This is a genomic window from Porphyromonas uenonis 60-3 (assembly GCF_000174775.1).
In the GTDB taxonomy this organism is placed as follows: Bacteria; Bacteroidota; Bacteroidia; order Bacteroidales; family Porphyromonadaceae; genus Porphyromonas; species Porphyromonas uenonis_A.
In genome coordinates, this window is the sequence record NZ_ACLR01000208.1 from 1 (window position 1) to 21,665 (window position 21,665).

Genomic DNA, 21,665 nt, shown 5'->3' on the forward strand with positions numbered 1-21,665 from the left:
TCTAGGATAGAGATCCCCGTACCAAACGAGTGCGGCGAGACCTATCGATACACTATTTGGGTAGGAGCTACCCCCCAGCACTATACTATGAGTGACCTAGCACCAGCCTCGGGCAATAAGCACCCCGACTGCCGACTGGCACTCCGGCTCAACGAGCAAGATAGACACGAGGGTCTACTGCCTGAGCCTCTATACTTTGCTACAGACACCATTGAGTGTCCTATGCCTCCTGGAGGTAGCACGATTAGAGTCCCCGTTGCGCCAAACCTGACGCGCTACAGCAACGACTTTGATATATCCCTTACTGAGCTACCCAGCAAGGTCATCTATCCGCTCCATATAGAGATCGAGGACAATAACGCTGCCTACAACTTTATGGGTCAGCTGACCAATCCCACCAAGCATGTCATCTATCAGGCGCCACTACCCAACGAGGGTACGACGCGCAGCACCCGTCTCAGCACGCTACGACTAGATGATCCTAAGACCCTTCCTCAGCTGAGCCTCGTGCGCTCCGATACGGGTGCTAAGATCTTTACCTACGATCTCAAGAAGCTGCTCGCTAAGAAGCCAGACTACCGCCCCGAGTGCCAGTTTGAGTACGACGTTAAGATACGTCTCAAGACGCTTCCCGACAACACGCACTACGCTGTCGATATCTTTGTCGATGGCTGGAGGGTACACTCCTACGAGATAGAACTTTAAGCATTTCCCCCTAATCAACGCTGTCACATCACTATGAATAGACTACGACATACCAACATATATACGCTCCTCCTCATTTTGGGGGCGCTCCTCACCAGCACCAGTTGCGTGCGGGACTACAATAGTCTTGAGGAGGATGAGACTGGTTATGTATCAATTCAGTTTGACTTACTTCATGCCCTGCACGCCAACGGTCTCAGAGGGAACTCGACGGAGGAGCTAGATAACAAGCTCCAGGAGCTGCGTATGATCGTCTTCCCTGAGGGTGAGAATGCCTCGGTTATCAATCTCCTAGCGACCAACCAGCAACGAGAGAACAAGCGCATTATCTTCAAGCTTAGCAAGCTACAGAAGTATGACTTCTACTTCATCGCCAATGAGTCTGCTTCAGGACAGAAGGGCTCTGACCTGGCATTCCTTGACAATCAGGAGGTGATACTGCGGAGTCAGCTCGAAGAGATGAAGACGGTAAAAGCTTCCAACATTGTCTCCGAAGAGGAGATGACTGGTGTCGGGGCTTCGATTATGATGACGGCACTGTATAAAGGGGTGCTCATCTCGGAGTCTCTGCAAGGAGCGGGCACTCAGAGCTCTCCCTATATTATTGATCTGACTAAGTTCAATGAAGTTCAACGCCCCAATCTTACCGCCACAAATAGAGCTCCGGCCGAGCTGATGCGCTCCCTAGCCAAAGTGGAGCTAACACTTAAGGGGATCGTAGCTATCCGTACTAAGCCAGGCTCCACAGCCAGCAACCCTCAGTACAACTACTCTTGGGTACTCCCGTACGGCTACAAAGATGGTTCGAAGCTCCTTATCGAGATCCTCAATATGCCGAAGAGCTACACGCTCTTCCCGAGCAATCGGCTGACTGACATAGCGACGGTGGGTACACTGCCTCCTTATCAGTTTAGCTTCAGTAAAGACCCCAATCCAGCATATATCGTTCCACCTACTATGACAGGCCCCTCTATCGGAGGCATCTATATGGGCGACTACAAGATCACGCTCTATCTACCCGAGTATCTAGCCTCTTCACAACTCGCAGAGGCGCAGAGACCCGCCATCAAGATCACCTATCAGGTGGCAGGCTCCGACGATAAGCTGAGCAAGATCTACCCCATTCAAAACGGCACACCTGCTTCTACCGACTACGAGACGGTGCTGGCTGGGTTGACTGATCGACCCGACTGGTGCGTCTACCGCAATCGCTTCTACCAGATTCAGGTCAATATAATGGGCAGGCAGTTCTAAGTCGCCCATATCTCTAACACCTATGTTTGCTTGTATTATGATTATGAATACCCTTTCACCACATATCACGCTTAGTGCCGTAGCTAGACGCTTTAGTCTAGTCTGGCTGATGCTCCTCTTGGGTACGCTCTCCATCTTTGCGCAGAGTGCCTCCGACTTTTCCGTTACGGTGGTCTCGACTCCGTCTACCTGCGTACAAAATGGTCAGGTCGAGATAAAGGTAAGCAAAGTCCCTGGGGCTCCTACCAACTATACTTACAAAGCTTACTACGATCTCCTCAATTCTAAGGGGACCTCGGTTACGACACCTCAGGGCTATGTTGCAAACAATGTTGTCGCGAACCTCTACCCAGGCACCTATACGGCTCTCGTACGGATCGAGGTCCAGGAGACAGGCCTTAAGATAGATTTGCCGCCTAAAACGATTACTATCACCTCCACTTACAAGAATCCAACCGTCAAGGTTCGTGAGGTGCGTAAGTCTCTCAACAACTATCGCCCCAAGGGTAGTAGTGCGCCCGTTCCTACAGGCATCCTCTCCGTCACGGTGCTGGATGGCAATGGCCCCTATACGCTCACGATCGAAGTGGCGCCGACAGCTTATAAAGGGAAGAAGGAGTTCTCCTTGGAGAAGGGTAAGGAGCTCTTCCTCTACGAGGTGCCCGCAGGCCAGTATCGTCTCAAGGTCTCTGACGCTTGTGGAGTCGCTCCTGTTCAGACGCTTGAGATGACGAACGTTCGTAGAGACATCCCAAACGCCAACATAAGTCATTATAATATGCCATTCAAGAAATGGCTCACTATGACATCCGATATGCGTATGCGTCAGTGCGGATGGTTGAGACTTAACTATGTGAGTACGAAGAGTGATACGAATGAGCCTGACTTAAGGCCTTATTTTGATCATAAAGACACCTTGGCACGTTACTATGAGTATGCTTGGCAGACTTGGTCTGATTGGAATGCTAGTAAGCCGAGAGTGTATCATGAGTTTCAAAAGACAGCACCTTTTGGTTCAACTAATTATGGCTCTGACAAAGAAGGTATTTACTATAAGCTTCCCGATGGAGTGACCTATAAGATGATGGGACAACAATCTAGTTTATATCATCCTCTAGCATTCATTCGTGTCAAGGGCTCTTCAGAGGAACTACCTAGAGGATATTCTGCAACTAATTATGACTGGAATTCGCTTGACGTTGATTATGAGAGAAACAATTCAGACCCTTGTAGTCCTACTTATGTACTTCAAGTAAGACCTCGTAATGATCATGATGTACTCTTATGTCTTCCCATCACCGTTCGTGTAGTCTCTAAGACAGATCCTAATGATACGCAGGAGATCACACTGACCAAAGATGTTTCTTACTATACCGATTTTCCTAAACCGCTAAAGTATAGCGAGAACTACACACTGACTACGATCGCTGGCAATGGACAGAAGAAAGCCGAAACAATAGAGGCCATAACATGGTCATATGGCTTTGACATCTCTAATACTAGTAACGATTATTGTACGGGAATAAAGAAGTATTTACCCTACATAAAGAGAATTTCTACTCCTCCTATTACTGCTACTACTTCGTTTGCTGGATATAAAATACGATTCGTGTCAGCACCAGCAGATTTTACGCCAGAAGAGGGAGCCCTAGCCGTGGGGGAGGAGTACACAATACCTGAAAACATGAATGGTGCGTCTATTTATCCATTCTCGCCCAAAGCGAAGATAAATAGTATAATCTATTGCTATATATCTGTAGGTGAGTACCGCTTTGAGCTTACCGATCCTTGTGGTGCTAAGCATAATCTTAAACTGACTATAAGCTCAAATAAAGCACCACGCTATGCTGGAGATATAAGTCGCTTTGCACCACGCACTGTCAAAGTGGAGTGTGGTCGTGTACGTATCTATCCATTTGCAGGTGGATCGGAGGGCATACTTACTCGCGATGGGGTTTCTGTGCAGCCTTACTTTAGGATCACAAACCTCCCAAAAGGGGTCTCATACAATGATCTTAGATCCAATATTTCAGATGATTATCCTGAGTGGCGTGACGACAAGATGTTTACCTCTTCCTACAAAGATATAGCTGATCCGAAGTCGATTTATATAGACTTCCCTGCTACGGATGGAAGGGTAGATATCAAATTGCACTATGATGAGAAATCTTATAACTCATTGCCCTGTCTACCAACAACACAGCTGTCGCTAGAAAATCCTCCTCTGACGTATGATCGAGACTCCTATATCGGTTATAGCTGTCCGTTTGGCACTTCGGGCTTGTTGCATATCGTCCCAGTAAACTGCGTAGGAAATGCGACCATCGAGATCTACGATACTGAGACCGGAGAGCTGAAGTATACGTTTAACAACGTGGATAAGACTGCGGGAATCACCCAAGAGCTCAAGGGTACTGCCGAGAATCCTGTCCCATCAAGTTACCGCGTTAAGATTACCGATCAGCAGTGTGACAACACCTCAGAAGAGGTTATCGCCATATACTCTCTGGCATCGCCATCAGCCATACGCTCTAAAGAGCAGCAGCGTAAGTTCTGCGTTGGCGATCGGATACAGTTAGAGGTCATCAACTTCGGCGATAAAGTTTACACGTGGACCTTGCCTAATGGTGAGCAGAGGACTGGCCGTAAGCTCGTCATAGATCAGGCTGAGCTAGAGCATACTGGTACGTATACAGTCTCGGTGTCTGCGGTCAAGTGTGATGGGGCTGAGACTAAAATCACTCTTACCACCGAGATCTCTGTCTCTCCTCGCGAGCTGTGGTGGAGACAAGAGGCTGAGGATCAGAACTGGAACAATCCTAACAACTGGTCTCAAGCTGATGGCAAGCTCATTCAGGCTGTCCCTACCTCCTGTACAGACGTTCATATCCCAGCACAGGTAGACAAGGGTTACCCAGACCTGTCAGCACAGGGTACTGATAGAGATGTCTTTGGTGATCCAGTATGTGGTAATATCTACTTCCACTATGGAGCGCAGCTAGGTAGTCCCCAGCTACTTACTTATGAGCGAGCTTTCGTCGATTACAACTTTGGTAAGATGAGTAATGGAGGCACTGTCGTAGCGCATCAACAAACCGGTCATACGACTGCCGATAGCAAGCTCCTAGATCGTGATCGCTGGTACATGGTAGCTACCCCGCTAAATAATATGGTCTCAGGAGACTTCTCTCTAGCAGGCTACCCGAAGACCTATCAGCGTTACTTTGTCGCATCACAGAGTCCTAATAGTGCTACGGATGTAGCTTTTACACGTCCCTTCGATACTATGACGCAGACCTTTGCGCCCACAGCATATTACCATGGATTCGCACTCAAGGTGGCTGGCTGGGAGTCTGGACGTAAGGGCTATGACGATCATAAGTATCTGAATCAGATCAATGGTATCATACGCGTCCCCTTCTTCGCAGACGCTAGTCATGCTGCCGCTTATCCGCTGCACAGCTACGATGCGACTGCGGGGGTTAGCACCTTCCGATATTACAATGAGGAGACGCTTGCTCCACTAGCCTATACAGAGCGGGCCAATCGAGGCAAAGGAGTCTATCCTTACCGCTTCGTATATGAGCGCTACAATGCGGCGAAGCCTACATCTAGCCAGATCGCCACGATTACGGATGGTGGCGTGACGCTGCAGGGATATGCGTTGCCAATCAGTGGCGTTGCTGCTGGATCTTACTTTATGGTAGGTAATCCCTTTATGACGCCAATAGACTTTGACAAGCTTTGGAAGTTCAATAAGGATGTCATCTATCCTTACTACTACGTATTTGAGGATAATCAGTGGCAGGTCTATAGCCTCGAGGCTTCTATCGCTTCAACCCGCGGTAAGGCGATAGCTCCACTGCAGGCCGTCCTACTACGCAGCAAGTCTGGTAGCTCATCACAGCTACGCTTCCCCACTTCAGGAGACAAGTCCGTACTACTCGCTTCGTGGAGTCTTGGTGGTGGAGATCTAGTCTCAGTGCAGAGTGCAGAGATGCCTCACAAGAGTACCACGCTGCCTATACACTTACAGATGGGACATGGTGGCGATGCGCCACTAGCCTCAGCCTATGTCATGTGGGATGCCGAGGGCGACAATGTCCCAGCACTAGGCAATAATGAGTATAGTGAGTCTCCTCTTGTGTACGTTGTCGACGCAGACTGCGGTGAGGGTGAGATGGTTCTCTACCCCAAGAGAGAGACCGGGCGACTAGATGTCGGTGTACGCGCTAGTTACGCATCTGAGATGGTGCTAGACTTCAGTGACATGGATAGGAGTCTCTACGAGTATATGACACTGACCGACCGCAAGAGTGGTCGCGAGCAAGACCTCTTGCGTCAGCCTCAGTACCGCTTCGTGCACGAGCTGGGCGTCGCCGATCCTCGCTTCACCTTGCAGCTCAAGCGCTATGGCGTACCCACGGTTGTAGAGGAGCCTGCTCATGCAGTTGTCACGCCAGAGATCTCTATCCACGCGGTCGAGGAGAGCTGTATAGTCCAGGCCAATCAGCCTATCGCGCTCATCGAGGTGTACGATCTCTCAGGGCAGCAAGTCTACCGCTATGCCTCAAAGGCCAATGCGCAGACCCTCGAGCATGCGATCTCACTACGTGAGTTGCCGCGCTCTATGGTGGTTAAGGTCTATCTAGAGAATGGATTTATGGATATCCGTAAAGTCCAGTTCTAGCCGACTGAGACCTCAGTAGGTGCCAGCCTCAATCGATTTCATTACGCTCCAATAGCAGTTATAGAGCTAGAAAAGTCTATGGATCTACAGACCATCGTCGTGCTCCTCATACTGCTTGTCGCGCTACTCTACATCGTCCGTAGCGTGTGGCGACTGATACGCCGACCGCGAGAAGCCTCAGGCTGTGCCGGTTGCTCTGCCTGCGATCACAAGCCGAGAGCGAAGTCGAGAGACTAGCAGAGAGTGCTACAAATAGTGCTGTCAAGGTGGAAGGTGTAGGATTATAGTCGTAACTTTGACCTCGCGATGTAATCAGACAGCCTAGCAGGTCAACTACTAGACTGAGCACTAGTAGTATAAGCAGTGACTAAGCAACGAAGAAAGATAGGTTTGCGGGGTAGCTCTCCTGCGCTGACGATCGTACTCCTCTTTGGGGTAATCAGCATGCTGGGAGATCTCGTGCATGAGTCCGCTCGCAGTGTCAACGGGCAGTACCTCAGCTTGGTAGGGCTCTCGGCGACACAGGTGGGGCTAGTCTTCGGGCTGGGTGAATTCCTAGGATATGCGCTGCGCCTGCTCTCAGGTGCCTGGCTGGACAAGAGCAAGCGCTACTGGCTCTTCCTCTTTGTGGGCTATGGGGTGCATCTGGTGATTCCGTTGATGGGCTTGACCACCTCGTGGGGGTGGCTCTACTCCTTTATCCTCCTCGAGCGAATAGGCAAAGCTTTACGCAGCCCAGCTAAAGACACGATCCTCTCAGCCGTCGCAGAGAATCAGATCGGTCTGGGGTACGCCTTCGGCATTCAGGAGGCCCTGGATCAGTTGGGCGCATTCTTGGGACCTCTCATCTTTACGGCACTCTTCTACTTCGTGGGGAGTAGCGGCCTAGAGGTCTTTCAGTTAGGCTACCAGCTACTAGTCATCCCCTTTATCATCTTGATGGTGGTCCTCGTCTTGGTGCATCGTAAGTTCGTACGAGAGGCACTCACCCCGCAGGTAGACACCTCCCAGAAGCCTCCTCGCCTACAACCGATCTTCTGGATCTACTCGGCATTTACCTTTTTCGTTGCCTTCGGACTGATCAACTTCAGCTTGATAGGCTATCATCTTAAGACGCAGCAGATCGTCTCTGATGGGATGGTGCCGATCCTCTACGCTGTCGCTATGGCGGTGGATGCCCTCGTCGCGATCTTCATCGGAAAGGGGTACGATCGCCTGAAGCGCCAGCTGGGACACAAGACGGGTGGCGTGCTGATCCTGCTCATTGTTCCAGTCTTGACAGCCTTTGTGCCACTGCTGACCCTGTCTCACTCTGTGGGGATGCTTTGGGCTGGCATGGCACTGATGGGGGTCGTGCTGGGCGCGCACGAGACGGTCATGAGGTCTGCCATTGCCGACATCACACCATTCGGCAAGCGTGGCATAGGGTTCGGCATCTTTAACACGATCTACGGTCTGTCGTTACTCTTCGGCTCCTTCCTCATGGGGTGGCTCTACGACCTAGAGCAACAGCCGATCATCATCGCTATGACGATCGGCTCTGAGGGTGTAGCGATCGCTCTATACGTCGTCCTCTACAAGCGGATCCGGAGGGAGCGCCTCAGCAACTAGTCACGTCTCCCCCGTTGGGCGGAATTTGTCTACGCAGCGATGATTGGAGAAAACAAGGAAAAAGCGTACTTTAGCCATCAGAAGGCGAGCTAATGCGCTTTCTCCTATTATAGTATGCAACAGACTCCCCCTACACCCTACCAAGGCAACGACCGAGTTCTCTTCGGATTTATCTTTGGCTTGCTCTCCTTCTGGCTCTTTGCCATGACGCTCCTCAATATCCATGTGGATATGAATAAGGAGCTGGGACTCTCCATCTCGACGCTCAGCTTTGCCGTGTCGGTCACCTCGCTGGTGAGTGGACTCTTTATCGTGGTCTTCGGAGGCTTGGCGGATCGCTTCGGACGTGTCAAGCTCATTCGCTGGGGCTTCTACGCAGCCATCCTGGGAGCTCTACTTATATATAGACACACACGACTATGAAATCTAAGATAAGCGAAGCCATCTGCCGAGATATGGAGCAGTGGTTCGAGAGCTTTCACCAAGCTCCTGAGACAGCTATGCAAGAGTACGACACCTCCCGCATCATCGCCGAGAGGCTACGCGACTTTGGCTATGAAGTGACGGAGGGTATCGGCAAGCTCGGTATCGTGGCTACGATGCAGCGTGGCGAGGGGACGCGCTCTCTGGGGATCCGCGCGGAGTTTGACGCACTAGCCATACAGGAGGAAAACGACCTACCCTACCGCAGTCGCATCCCGGGGCACGCACACCTCTGCGGACACGATGGACATACGACGATGCTCCTCGGCGCTGCCAAGCAATTGGTCGAGAGCGGTCACTTCAATGGCAAGCTCACGCTCATCTTCCAGCCTGGCGAAGAGACCATGCAGGGTGGCGCAGCGATGGTCGCCGATGGGCTCTTCGAGCGCTTTCCCGTAGACGCTGTCTATGCGATGCACAATCTGCCCAGTCTACCCCTCGGCACGCTACATTTCTGCTCTGGCGAGATGATGTCTGCCGTGGATAACTGGGAGATCAAGCTCATGGGACGCGGCTCTCATGGCTCTATGCCTGAGCTTAGCATCGACCCCGTCGTCGCAGGAGCTTCGCTCGTCTTAGCTCTGCAAAGCATCGTCTCACGCAATGTCTCCCCCTGGCATCACAGCGTAGTGACTATCGGTGCCTTCCTCGCTGGGGATACGGGAAATACGATCCCCGACAGTGCTACCCTCAGGCTCTCTATTCGCAATATGGAGCCTAAGACACGCGTCCAGGTACTGGAGCGGATCCGCACCATCACGCAGCACCAAGCCGAGAGCTATGGCTGTGCCTATGAGATTACTGAGGGGCAGCCTGGAGCTGTCCTAATCAATAGCGAGGAGGAGACACGCTATGCTGCCGAGGTGGCTCGCAAGACCTTTGGCGAGAAGCAAGTTGTCTACCCCAGCGCACGCTATATGAGTAGCGAGGACTTTGCCTTCATGCTACAGAAGCAGCGGGGCTGCTACCTAATGATAGGTAATGGCGAAACCCCGATGGTGCACAACCCTAAGTTTATCTTCAACAAGCAACTGCTCCCGATCGGAGCTTCCTACTGGGTCGCCTTAGCCGAGGACTATCTCCGCTAGTGGAGTGCAAGGCTCTACGTGCTAATTTCGTACCTTTGCGCTTATTATGACCGAGAGAGTAGAGCAAGAAAGCAAGCGGGTCTACATCGAGACCTACGGCTGTCAGATGAATGTAGCTGACAGCGAGATCATAGCTGCACAGATGCAACTGGCGGGCTACCAGCTCACCGATCAGATCGATGAGGCGGACGCTGTCCTCATCAATACCTGCTCGGTGCGGGACAATGCGGAGCTACGTATCGTGCGTCGTCTGGACAATCTCAACGGTCAGCGCAGACGCTCGGGTCATCCGCAGATCGTTGGTGTACTCGGCTGCATGGCAGAGCGTGTGCAGGAGACCCTCATACAGAATCATGGAGTGGATCTGGTGGCAGGTCCAGACGCTTATACGGACCTTCCTCACCTGATAGCGGCAGCCGAGGCGGGCGAGCCTGCTATTAGCATTGAGCTCTCCAAGAGTGAGACCTACAGCGATGTGATCCCCATACGACTACCAGGGTTGCACATCAGTGGCTTCGTATCGATCATGCGTGGATGCGACAACTTCTGCACCTACTGCATCGTCCCCTACACACGAGGTCGTGAGCGTAGCCGTGACCCCGAGAGCATCATTCGTGAGGTGCAGCGCATGGCGCAGGAGGGCTACCGTGAGGTGACCCTCTTAGGGCAAAATGTCAACTCCTACTGCTGGCATACTGAGACAGGCGCTAGCTACACTTTCGCCGATCTGCTACGAAGCGTCGCTGAGGCGGTGCCGACGATGCGCATTCGCTTTACCTCGCCACACCCCAAAGATATGAAGGACGAGACGCTCGAGGTGATGAGCCGTTACCATAATATCTGTAGTCATATCCACTTCCCTCTGCAGAGTGGTAGCAATCGTATCCTAGAGCGCATGCGTCGTCGCTATACGCGTGAGTGGTACCTAGAGCGTGTGGAGCGCATCCGTGACTATATGCCAGACTGCGGGCTGAGTACCGACGTCTTTTGCGGCTTCTCGGGCGAGACGGAGGAGGACTTTCAGGAGACGCTCGAGGTGATGAGGCTGGCACGGCTGGACAGCGCCTTCATGTTTAAGTACTCTGAGCGTCCTGGCACCTACGCCTCGCATCATCTCGTCGACGATGTGCCTGAGGAGGTCAAGGTAGAGCGCCTGAATCGTATGATAGCTCTGCAAAACGAGCTGAGCCTCGAGAGCAACGAGCGTGACGTGGGCAAGAGCTTTGAGGTACTCATTGAGGGTTACAGCAAGCGCTCACACGATGACTTCTTCGGTCGCACCCAACAAAACAAAGTAATCGTCTTCCCCAAGGGCAATAATCAGATCGGCAAGCTGGTCACTGTACGTGTAGAGCGTGTCACCTCGGCAACGATGATCGGTAGCGAGGTGAAATCCCAGGAATAGCCCTAGAGTCCTATCACAATAAGCAGGTATCAGCGAGCTATATCGTCACCTACATCTGCTCCTTACGAAGAAAAAAACAGCATTCCAATACCTAGAAGTAGGTATTCTCAGAAGTTTGTTGTATCTTTGCACTACCAAAGCATGAGAGATACCCCATTTCGTATCCCAAAGCTGTGGTAACATCATAGATAATCTTAATACTCAACTTAAAACCAATAGAATTATGGCACACGTAATCACTGACAGCTGTGTAGCTTGTGGCACTTGCATCGATGAGTGCCCCGTAGGCGCAATCTCTGAGGGCGATATCTACTCTATCGACGCTGATACTTGCATCGATTGTGGCGCATGCGCTGCAGCTTGCCCATCAGGCGCTATCGAGGGTTAAGACACACACGGAGGTGTCGCCCCTAGGGCTTCGCTACCTCCACACCCTCTAGCGTGTAGCCATCGCACACGGTCGCTACACACTTAACTACAGAAAAAAGGCGTCCCCCAGCTAGTGTCTATGTACACTAGGTGGGGGACGCTCCGTTTGATGTGTTGGCGCATATTAGTATCTTTGCATAAGATAAGAAGAGTAGGCATCTGATGGTAGTCAGCTATATGAATTAGCAGCGACCCTTGCAGAGGAGCCACCCTTCATATATAGACACACGACATCATGAACGCTAGCGACTACCCTATCCTATCGCATATTGATACGCCTCAGCAGTTACGTCAGCTCTCTCTCTCGCAGCTTCCTCAGCTGTGTCAGGAGCTTCGTCGCTATGAGCTGGAGGTGCTCTCGCACGTACCAGGTCACCTAGGATCTAGTCTAGGTGCGGTGGAGCTCACGGTAGCGCTCCATTACGTCTGTCGCACCCCTTACGATCGTATCGTCTGGGACGTGGGGCATCAAGCTTATGGGCACAAGATCTTGACAGGAAGGCGCGATCGCTTTGAGTCTCTACGACAGTGGGGCGGGCTCTCGGGCTTTCCGCTCCCTAGCGAAAGCGAGTACGACACTTTCCCCGCAGGGCACGCCTCGAACTCGATCTCGGCTGCGCTGGGCATGGCGATTGCTGCCAAGCTCAAGCAAGAGGAGCGTCACGTCGTGGCGGTCATTGGCGATGGATCGATGACGGGCGGACTCGCCTTCGAGGGACTAAACAATGTGAGCTCCTACCCCAACGATCTGCTCATCGTGGTCAACGACAACAACATGTCCATCGATGCTAATGTGGGTGGACTAAACAAATACCTCGTCGATCTCAACACCAGTCACGCATACAATACGATCCGCTACGACCTCTACCGTGGTCTGCGACAGATGAATCTGATAAATGATCGTCGCAAGAAAAACATTCAGCGGATCAACAATAGTGTCAAGTCGCTCCTGACGCAAAATCACTCCTCCTTCTTCGACGGCTTGGGGATTCGTTACTTTGGTCCAGTAGATGGTCATGACATAGAGCATCTCGTGGAGACGCTCCGACGCATTCTCCCAATGCGAGGTCCGAAGATACTACACCTCAGGACGATCAAAGGTAAGGGCTACAAGCCCGCCGAGGAGAATGCGACCGTATGGCATGCGCCTGGTTGCTTTGATGTGAAGACGGGAGAGCGTATCAAGAGCAAGCGAGGAGCACATCCACCGAAGTTTCAAGAGGTCTTCGGAGAGACCGTCACTGAGCTGGCGGCTGAGGACAAGCGCATCGTAGGGATCACACCCGCCATGCCGTCAGGCAGTTCGCTGAATGTGATGATGCGAGCCTTCCCCGAGCGAAGCTACGATGTGGGGATTGCGGAGGCGCACGCAGTGACCTTTAGCGCAGGGATGGCGCGTGAGGGGATGATTCCGTTTTGCGTTATTTACTCCTCCTTCTTACAGCGCGCTTATGACCAGATCATCCATGATGTCGCTCTACCAAGCTACCACGTAGTTCTCTGCATCGACCGTGCTGGCTTAGTCGGTCAGGATGGAGCGACGCATCAGGGAGCCTTTGACCTAGCTTACCTCTGCACGGTCCCAAATATGACGGTTGCGGCTCCGATGAATGAGCACTACCTGCGCCACCTGATGCGCACGGCTTACGAGGGACAGGAGGGTCCGATGGCAATCCGCTACCCACGTGGCGAGGGTTCGCTGGTGGACTGGCGCTGTACCGCGGAGCTCCTTCCGATAGGCAAGGGACGTGTGCTACATGAGGGCGGACGCATCGCATTGCTCTCCATAGGCACCATCGGTGTGACCGCCGAGGAGGTGCGAGAGCGGTTACTCGCTGAGGGTATCGAGGTGGCACACTACGACCTGATCTTTGCTAAGCCCCTAGACGAAGAGCTGATCACGACGGCTCTAGAGCGTTACGACAGCATTGCCACGCTGGAGGAGGGGACGATCATCGGAGCCGTGGGCGAGCGGATTGCAGCCCTAGCTCAGCGTCAGGGCTTCCGTGGGAAACTCATACAGTTTGGCCTGCCCGACGCTTTTATCGAGCAAGGCACCGTCGCTGAGCAACAACGCTACTGTGGCATTGATGCAGACACAATATATAATAGAATCAAAGCTGAGCTATGCGAATAGTTATTGCTGGAGCGGGCGAAGTGGGCACTCACTTAGCCTATAGGTTGTCGGGAGAGGAGCAGCAGTCCACGACACTCATCGACTCAGACAAGGAGTTGCTACGTCGTGTACAGCGCAAGTTTGACGCTTACACGATCGTAGGTGATCCGACAAAGCTGGAGGACCTGCAGCTAACGGAGGTGCACGACTGCGATCTCTTCGTCAGCGTGATGCCAGGTGAGGCGGAGAATCTACTGGCCTGCATGCTCGCTGCGCAGCTTGGAGCCAAGCGAACCATCGCTCGTATCAACAACCACCGCTATCTGGCGGATCATTACCGCCGCTTCTTCGGGAGCTTAGGCGTGGACCAGCTCATCTACCCTGAGGAGCTGGCCGCTGAGGAGATTGCTAACAGCTTTAAGCACCCCTGGGCGAGAGTCTATGTGGAGCTGCTCAACGGGGCTTTCGTCCTCGTGGGTGTCAAGGTGCGCCAAGGGAGCATCCTCGTGGGGCGTCCGCTGAGCTGGACCAAGGAATTGGGTGACAAAGCCTTTCACGTGGTCTCTATCAAGCGTGGCGAAGAGACACTCATACCTGATGGTCAGACGATCATAGAGCACGGCGACGTAGTCTTCTTCACCTGTCTCAACAAAGACATCGACCTCGTCCGTCAGTACTGCGACAAGGACCAGCGACCTGTCAAGCGTGTGGTCATCCTCGGCGGAAGTCTCATTGCGCTTCGCACCGTTTCAAAGGCTCCGAGCAATATTGACTTTCACCTTATCGAGCGAGACCTAGAGCGTATCAAGGAGATCGAGGACGAGATACCCTCCAATGTCAAGCTCTACGACGGCGATGGTCGTGATCTCAACCTCATATCCGAGATCGGACTGGACGAGGAGAGCATCTTCGTCGCTCTGACGGAGAACTCGGAGACGAACATCCTCGCCTGCCTCGCAGCCAAGCGTTTTCAAGTGGCGAAGACGATTGCGAAAGAGGAGAACATTGACTACATTCCCCTAGCCGAGAAACTGGACATCGGCACGATCATCAATAAAAAGGTGATTGCTGCGGGCAACATCTTCCATGCGCTCCTCGGCTCCGACACGAAGTCTATCAAGTCGCTCACCATCGCTCACACGGATGTGGCGGAGCTACAGGCTAAGAGTGGCTCGACCATCACTGAGCGCCCTGTCAAGGAGCTAGACATACCGCAGGGCATCACCCTCGGCGGTCTAGTACGCAACGGAGTGCCGATGCTGATCGACGGTAATATGGAGATCCAGCCCTACGACAGCGTCGTGGTCTTCTGTACCAATACGCCTATGGAACAACTCTCTAAGCTCTTTGACTAAAGCGCCACATCTAGCGAAGCCCTTTTTCTGATCCACCCAAAATCTATCTGACGAAAGCAAGCGCATGAGACGTATCAACCTACCCTTCGTGGGGAGCATCGTGGGAGCCATGTGCCTCATCGAGTGTCTCTTTTTGCTCATCTGCATTGTGGTCTCTCTCATCATGCAGGATCACGCTGTGGCTCCTCTCCTGATTACGCTAGGCTGTGCTCTGCTAGTCGGGCTCGGCTGCCTCTGGTTCGGACGACTCAAGTATAGCGACAAGCTCGGTCGTCGTGAGGCTATGCTAGCCGTGGCGGTCACTTGGCTGGTCGTGGCACTGATTGGGATGCTACCCTTCCTCGTGGGAGGGTACCTACCCCGCTTTAGCAATGCGCTCTTTGAGTCGGTCTCAGGCTTTACCACTACGGGCGCCTCGACCTTTACCTCCGTGGAGCACCTCCCCAAGGGGATCCTCTTCTGGCGCTCCATCATACAGTGGCAGGGAGGCATCGGCATCGTCGTCTTCTCCCTCGCACTGAGCCCCGTGCTGGGAAAAGACATTGGTCTCCTCTACCAAGCCGAGGTGACGGGCGTGGATCACGACCGCTTTATGCCACGTATCAAGGAAGTCGCCATACGTCTCTCGGCTGTCTATACCCTACTGACGCTAGTGCTGATCGTCTTGCTACGACTCACTCCGATACCTTGGTTTGATGCCTCTTGCGTTGCCATGACCTGCATTTCGACGGGAGGATTCTCCATCTATGATCAACCCTTTGAGGCGATCAATAGTCCTTACTTCGAGACGATCCTGATGCTCTTTATGGTGATCGGCAGTCTAAACATGACGCTCATCTACTTTGCCTTCAAGGGGCAGATCAAGCAACTTTTCCGAGACGAGCAGACCCGCTGGTTCCTCGGCATCATCTTCGTCACAGCCTCTCTCGTGACCCTGCACCTTGTCCTCAACAGCATACAGCCTCACCTGGGGAAAGCACTGCGTGACTCCTTCTTTCAGATCGTCTCACTCATCTCTACCACGGGATATCTCTATGCGGACTACACTAGCTGGGGACCCTTCTTCATGCTGTGCGGCATCTTCGTCATGCTCATCTGTGGCTGCGCGGGATCCACGGCGGGAGGTCTCAAGGTGATTCGCTTCGTTATCATGTCCAAGACACTCCCCAAGGAGATCGCTCACCGCGTCTCTCCGAGCCTCGTGGCTCCGCTGCGAATCAACGGCAAGAGCGTCCCCGACGAAGCGGTCTACAAGGTGATGGGCTTCTTCTTTGGTTACATCGCGCTCATCTTCCTAGGCACCTTCTGTCTCACCTTCACTGGTAATGACTTCATCTCTGCCAGCACAGCCTCCGTATCGGCCATCGGCAATGTGGGCCCCGCCTTCGGAGACTACGTCTTCAACTTCTCGAGTGCCTCTCCCTTTGACCTCATCGTGCTGAGCTTCCTCATGCTGGCTGGGCGTCTCGAGCTCTTCACCGTGCTGAGTCTCTTCGCTCCCGCCTTCTGGCGTCGCTAGACTCTATCTAACGAGGCGCTAGACGGTAGAGTACGAAGGAGATACCGAGGTAAACCAAGTTCGGCAACCACGCAGCGACCACTGGTGCCATTGCTCCCGTCACTGCAAAGGAAGCGGTGACCGTCATGAAGAGGATATAGATAAAGCTGAGCGAAAGCCCCACAGCAAGAGCCAGCCCCATGCCACCCTTGCGCTTACGAGCCGAGAGCGAGACACCCATGAGCGTTAAGATAAACGAGGCGGGGATCATCGCTATGCGTTTGTGCAGCTCGATAGCGTAGAGCTGTGTAGCTGCACCTCTCATGCGTTGCTGCTGGATCGAGTGGTATAGCTCAGGTGTGGTGAGCATCTCGACATCACCCTCCGTGACAAGGAAGTCCCTTGGCGTAATCGGGATGATCGTATCAAGCTGATTCCCTCTAAAGAGCGTGTCTTGTCGCTCGCCGAAGTATGTGATCGTGTAGTCCTGTAGTTGCCAGTTGTAGAGCGTGTCGTAGATAATACTGTTCGCCATCACACGACTCTTGAGATCCTTGCCCTCAAAGCGATCCATTGAGAAGGTGTACCCGACCTTGCTCTCATCATTGTAATAGGACATAAACATAAAGGTCTCTGGCGCCACCTGCATCTGGATCGCATTGGCGTAGGTGATGCGCTTGTCCTTGATATACCTATTCTGGAAGTCAATTCTGACACGATTGCCTGGCGGTATGACGAAGCTACTCAAGAGGAAGGTCAATATCGCAATCACAGCAGCACCCAGCATGTACGGCTTGAGGAGCCTACGAAAGCTCATGCCACAGCTCAGGATGGCGATGATCTCACTATTCTCTGCTAAGCGAGAGGTGACGTAGATGACCGCTATGAAGACAAAGAGCGGACTAAAGAGATTCGCATAGTAAGGGACGAAGTTAGCGTAGTAGTCCCATATGATAGCTCGTAGCGGGACGTCAGGCTGTAGGAGCCTGTCCAGCTTTTCGGTCACGTCAAAGGCTATCGCCACTGCCAGGATCAGGACAATGGAAAAGAAGTAGGTAGCCAGAAACTGGATAAAGATGTACCTATCTACCGTGGAGATTAGCTTGCGACGCATCTGTCTCTCGAAATGTTAAGCTTTACATCACAGCTTGCGCCCTCGGGAGGAGACCCTGCCGAGGGCTTGTGCTTAGGAATGGATCTGCTAGCCGATTACTTAGCATAGCTCACAGCACGTGTCTCACGGATGACCGTGATCTTGACCTGTCCTGGGTAAGTCATCTCAGTCTGTATCTTGTGAGCTATATCTGCCGAGAGCGTCTCCGTAGCCTGATCGTCTATCTCGTCTGCACCGACGATGACACGTAGCTCACGGCCCGCTTGGATCGCATAGGTCTTGACCACACCTGGGTAAGAGAGCGCCAGCTGCTCGAGGTCCTTGAGACGCTTGATGTACGCCTCGACGATCTCATGACGAGCCCCTGGTCTAGCACCACTTATGGAGTCACATATCTGGACGATAGGCGCTATGAGCGACTCCATCTCTATCTCTTCATGGTGAGCACCGACAGCGTTGCAGATGTCGGGCTTCTCCTTGTACTTCTCGCAGAGCTTCATACCCAGTATAGCGTGTGGTAGCTCGGGCTCCTCGTCAGACACCTTGCCGATGTCGTGTAGGAGACCTGCACGACGCGCCTTCTTAGCATTGAGTCCCAGCTCAGATGCCATCGTAGCACAGAGATTGGCCGTCTCACGAGCATGTTGCAAGAGGTTCTGCCCATACGAGGAGCGATACTTCATCTTGCCCACCAGACGCACCAGCTCAGGGTGCATACCGTGTATGCCGAGGTCAATGATCGTCCGCTTGCCCGTCTCGATGATCTCCTCCTCGATCTGCTTGCTGACACGATCTACCACCTCCTCAATGCGAGCCGGGTGGATACGTCCGTCCTGTACCAACTGATGTAGCGCTAGGCGAGCTATCTCACGACGCACAGGGTCAAAGGCTGAGAGCACGATAGCCTCTGGCGTATCGTCTACGATGATCTCCACGCCCGTGGCTGCCTCTAGAGCACGAATGTTACGTCCCTCACGGCCGATGATGCGTCCCTTGACCTCGTCATTGTCTATGTGAAAGACTGAAACAGAGTTCTCCACAGCCGTCTCAGTAGCGATACGCTGTATCGTCGCCACGATCAGTCGCCGGGCCTCTTGCGAAGCATTCATCTTAGCCTCCTCGATCACCTCAGCCGTGTAAGCCGCCGCCTGATCACGAGCCTCTAGACGCAAGGACTCGATGAGCTGCTCCTTCGCTTGTGCAGCCGACAGACCGCCTATCTCCTCCAGCTTAGCTTGCTGTGTGCGGATCGCTTGGGTTAGCTCCTCTTGCTTCTGAGCGACCAGTTGCTCCTGCTGGGTCATCTGCTTGCGCTCACGCTCGAGCTCTGTCGAGGCATCCTCAAGTTGCTTAGTACGTGCTGTAAGCGTCTGCTCGAGTTGCTGTAAGGTAGTCTCTCGGCTCTGCACCTGTGCCGTACGATCGGCCAAGCGCTCCTCCAGCTCACTCTTGAGCTGCAGTGCGTACTCCTTAGCCTCAATCACCTTTTGTTGCTTCAGTATCTCGGCATCCTGCTTAGCTTTCTCCAGGATCTCCTCCGACTCTCGTAGTTCCTTCTTTTTTGTCTTATGAGCCTCGAAGACAACCCGCTCTGCGCGCTCCTCAGCCTCCTTGACAATGCGCTCCGCTCGTTGCTTGTAGAGTCGCATCACAGCGAGCCATACGACCCCTCCGCCTACGACCAGAGCTAACAATATGAATAGAATCAGTAGGTATGTGCTAATCTGCATAAATCGTTCTGCCTAAAGTGTGTATATCTAATCTGTCACAATGTCTCTGACATGATCGGTAGAGATACAGCGTCGCCCTACTGAGAGGTGTCCCAGTGGTCAAACGATCGATCTTAGCTATTTATCCCAGTCCTTCTGAGGAAAAAGGTGGGGGCCCAATACCCCGCACACGCCTCGTCTACAGCTTTCGCTCTAGTAGATTGTTTACCTCAGAGAGACGATTCAGGAGCTCAGTCTTGTCCTGGCTCTCCTTGAGCACCTCACACTGTACGGCAATATCTACAGCCGCCATAAGCCAGTGAAGCTGTTCATCGCTCTCTGCTGGCTGTGGGTAAGCTGTACGATACTTCTTGACGAGAGCCGATATCGTATGCTGTGCACGACGATAGTAAGGCTCCTCGCTACGCGGCACATCAATGGGGATAGCGATACCGTCGACAAGTAGCGTGATACTCTGCATCTCGTCCCGACGATCCTCCAGGGTTTTGTCGCCCTCTTGCTCCATCCGTGCCATTAGTGAGGCTGAGTTGTATCTATACTATGCTGTAGCTCTAGGAGAGCTATGCTTTGGTCCATTCGTTTGATCATCTGGGTCATTCGCTCCTTAGCGATACCCATATCTGCACCACTGACGATTAGGGCGCGCGCCATCAGGAGTTGTCGGTTGCGACTCTTCAGCTCCTCCAGTTCGTCACACAGTTCACCGAGCCGTCCCTTGAGATCTGCTATCTCTAGACGTTGCGTCTCCACCTCTTGTCGTAGCGAGTCACGCTGCTCGAGGAGTCGCATAGCGTTCTGGTAGAGTGCGTCCACCTGTAGTTGCTCGTCGTGCGTCATTTCGTCAACATGTACACTGCAAAGATACTGAAAAAATGGCTCATCTCCCAAAATGTGTCAACCCCTAGACTCCGCAAATCCCACGAGCAGCGATTTTGACGGGTAACGATTCGTAGGGACGCACGATCTGTGCGTCCGTTGTAGTACAACAAGACGTGTAGCCCCGTGTAGGGACGCACGGTCGTGCGTCCGTTCCCGTTAAAACCCTGACGCTGTTACTTTGTATATGTCTAGTACATCGACAGTGCAAAGGTAATACAAGCGCCCATCGCTCCAGCCCCCTAGTGCTCCCAGCATCGGTCTGAGAACCACAAGCGTCTCAACAGCCCCTAGAGAAGAGCGACACGACAGCTAATTAGAGAGACGAGTAACGGTTGTAGGGACGCTCGGTCGAGCGTCCGTTGTGTCAAAGGTTACGGTGTCCGTTGTATTAACGACAGTGGGTTACACGTCCCGTTTTAATGGGAACGGACGCACAGATCGTGCGTCCCTACAACCGTTACTCGTCGGCTGGTTCGGGGACGGACGCGCTCCCACTAGACACTGACCGTGCGTCCCTACAACCGTTACTCGTCCCTTCTAACTTCTAACCTCTAATCTCTCCCCTCTAATCTCTAATCAAAAAAGGGGCGAACCGTCGTTCGCCCCTTTTTTGATTCTATCGTTTTACCACCACTCGGTAAGTCTCGCCCGCTACGCAGACCAGGTAAACCCCGTCCGCATAGGGTGTCAGGTCAATCTGCAGCACGCCTCGGCTATCCGCACGACCCGCATAGAGCCTGTCGCCAGTCATGCTGTGGAGCGTCACCTCGCTGGCAGGAGCTACACCCTCCACGATGACATAGTCAGTCGCTGGGTTCGGGTAGAGCTGCACCTGCTGCGTGACGGTCGTCTCCACGCCTGTGTGATCCACAAACGTCGCCTTAACCTCCGTCACATCTGTAACCACAAAGCTCTTTGTAGCGAGGATATCCTTCCCGTTGGCCGTCAGAGCTGTCAGCTCACACTGCGCATTCTTACCCGTAGCCTTCACCGTTAGAGTCGTACCATAAGACACCGCCTCCAGATTAACTGGCTCAACGATTGTGATATCTCCATGCTCGTTGCTCGTCAGCGTCACTGCAAACGTCTTCTTCGTGAAGGTCGCCTTGACGGTCAGGTTGCCCTCGACAACGACCTTCTTCGTAGCGAGGATATCCGTTCCGTTGGCCGTGAGAGCTGTTAGTTCGTAACCCTCGGCTGGCGTAGCAACAATCGTCAACTCTGTGCCGTAAGCGACAGAGTTGAGGTTGCTGGCACCTGTCGCAGTGATTGTACCCTCGCCCTCCTTCGTTAGAGAGACTGCGAAGT

17 protein-coding genes are annotated in these 21,665 nt (G+C 53.0%); 12 read left to right on the forward strand and 5 right to left on the reverse strand.

Annotation, left to right across the window (positions count from 1 at the left end):
- From PORUE0001_RS08095 to PORUE0001_RS08140, 12 genes are all read left to right on the forward strand, one after another.
- A partial coding sequence (locus PORUE0001_RS08095) for a FimB/Mfa2 family fimbrial subunit (protein WP_007365976.1) occupies positions 1–705 on the forward strand: 705 nt, incomplete at its 5' end.
- Positions 706–738: 33 nt separating this feature from the next.
- Positions 739–1,959, forward strand: a complete 1,221-nt coding sequence (locus PORUE0001_RS08100; protein ID WP_007365964.1) for a hypothetical protein — start codon at positions 739–741, stop codon at positions 1,957–1,959.
- 43 nt (positions 1,960–2,002) lie between these two features.
- Positions 2,003–6,649: a hypothetical protein gene (locus PORUE0001_RS08105; protein ID WP_157750205.1), complete on the forward strand. Its 4,647-nt coding sequence runs from the start codon at positions 2,003–2,005 to the stop codon at positions 6,647–6,649.
- Positions 6,650–6,727: 78 nt separating this feature from the next.
- Positions 6,728–6,886, forward strand: coding sequence for a FeoB-associated Cys-rich membrane protein (locus PORUE0001_RS10170; protein ID WP_007365968.1), 159 nt, complete (start codon positions 6,728–6,730; stop codon positions 6,884–6,886).
- A gap of 126 nt (positions 6,887–7,012) precedes the next feature.
- Positions 7,013–8,260, forward strand: coding sequence for an MFS transporter (locus tag PORUE0001_RS08110; RefSeq protein ID WP_007365961.1), 1,248 nt, complete (start codon positions 7,013–7,015; stop codon positions 8,258–8,260).
- A gap of 114 nt (positions 8,261–8,374) precedes the next feature.
- On the forward strand, positions 8,375–8,683 hold the full coding sequence (locus tag PORUE0001_RS08115; RefSeq protein WP_007365963.1) for an MFS transporter: 309 nt from the start codon (positions 8,375–8,377) through the stop codon (positions 8,681–8,683).
- Positions 8,680–9,831 carry a M20 aminoacylase family protein gene (locus PORUE0001_RS08120; protein WP_007365965.1) on the forward strand — a complete coding sequence of 384 codons (1,152 nt, stop codon included), beginning with the start codon at positions 8,680–8,682 and terminating at the stop codon, positions 9,829–9,831. The genes PORUE0001_RS08115 and PORUE0001_RS08120 overlap by 4 nt, the downstream gene beginning before the upstream one ends.
- A gap of 46 nt (positions 9,832–9,877) precedes the next feature.
- Positions 9,878–11,236 carry a tRNA (N6-isopentenyl adenosine(37)-C2)-methylthiotransferase MiaB gene (miaB, locus tag PORUE0001_RS08125; protein WP_007365973.1) on the forward strand — a complete coding sequence of 453 codons (1,359 nt, stop codon included), beginning with the start codon at positions 9,878–9,880 and terminating at the stop codon, positions 11,234–11,236.
- 223 nt (positions 11,237–11,459) lie between these two features.
- On the forward strand, positions 11,460–11,624 hold the full coding sequence (locus PORUE0001_RS10175) for a DUF362 domain-containing protein (protein WP_007365969.1): 165 nt from the start codon (positions 11,460–11,462) through the stop codon (positions 11,622–11,624).
- Between the two features lie 276 nt (positions 11,625–11,900).
- Entirely contained in the window at positions 11,901–13,802 is a 1,902-nt protein-coding gene (dxs, locus tag PORUE0001_RS08130; protein WP_007365970.1) for a 1-deoxy-D-xylulose-5-phosphate synthase, read from the forward strand.
- Entirely contained in the window at positions 13,793–15,136 is a 1,344-nt protein-coding gene (gene trkA / locus PORUE0001_RS08135) for a Trk system potassium transporter TrkA (protein WP_007365977.1), read from the forward strand. The genes dxs and trkA overlap by 10 nt, the downstream gene beginning before the upstream one ends.
- A 64-nt stretch (positions 15,137–15,200) precedes the next feature.
- A complete protein-coding gene (locus PORUE0001_RS08140) occupies positions 15,201–16,655 on the forward strand; it encodes a TrkH family potassium uptake protein (RefSeq protein ID WP_007365962.1) in 1,455 nt (484 codons plus the stop codon).
- Positions 16,656–16,662: 7 nt separating this feature from the next.
- Here PORUE0001_RS08140 and PORUE0001_RS08145 read toward each other — a convergent pair whose 3' ends face one another.
- The 5 genes from PORUE0001_RS08145 to PORUE0001_RS10650 form a co-directional block, all read right to left on the reverse strand.
- Positions 16,663–17,748, reverse strand: coding sequence for an LptF/LptG family permease (locus PORUE0001_RS08145; protein WP_007365974.1), 1,086 nt, complete (start codon positions 17,746–17,748; stop codon positions 16,663–16,665).
- 95 nt (positions 17,749–17,843) lie between these two features.
- Positions 17,844–19,478, reverse strand: a complete 1,635-nt coding sequence (rny, locus tag PORUE0001_RS08150; RefSeq protein ID WP_007365967.1) for a ribonuclease Y — start codon at positions 19,476–19,478, stop codon at positions 17,844–17,846.
- Positions 19,479–19,656: 178 nt separating this feature from the next.
- Complete coding sequence (locus PORUE0001_RS08155) at positions 19,657–19,992, reverse strand: cell division protein ZapA (RefSeq protein WP_039865816.1); 336 nt, start codon at positions 19,990–19,992, stop codon at positions 19,657–19,659.
- The gene (locus PORUE0001_RS08160; protein ID WP_007365971.1) at positions 19,992–20,315 is read right to left on the reverse strand and encodes a hypothetical protein; all 324 of its coding nucleotides are present in this window, start codon (positions 20,313–20,315) and stop codon (positions 19,992–19,994) included. The genes PORUE0001_RS08155 and PORUE0001_RS08160 overlap by 1 nt, the downstream gene beginning before the upstream one ends.
- Positions 20,316–20,973: 658 nt before the next feature.
- A partial coding sequence (locus PORUE0001_RS10650; protein ID WP_007365966.1) for an InlB B-repeat-containing protein occupies positions 20,974–21,665 on the reverse strand: 692 nt, incomplete at its 5' end.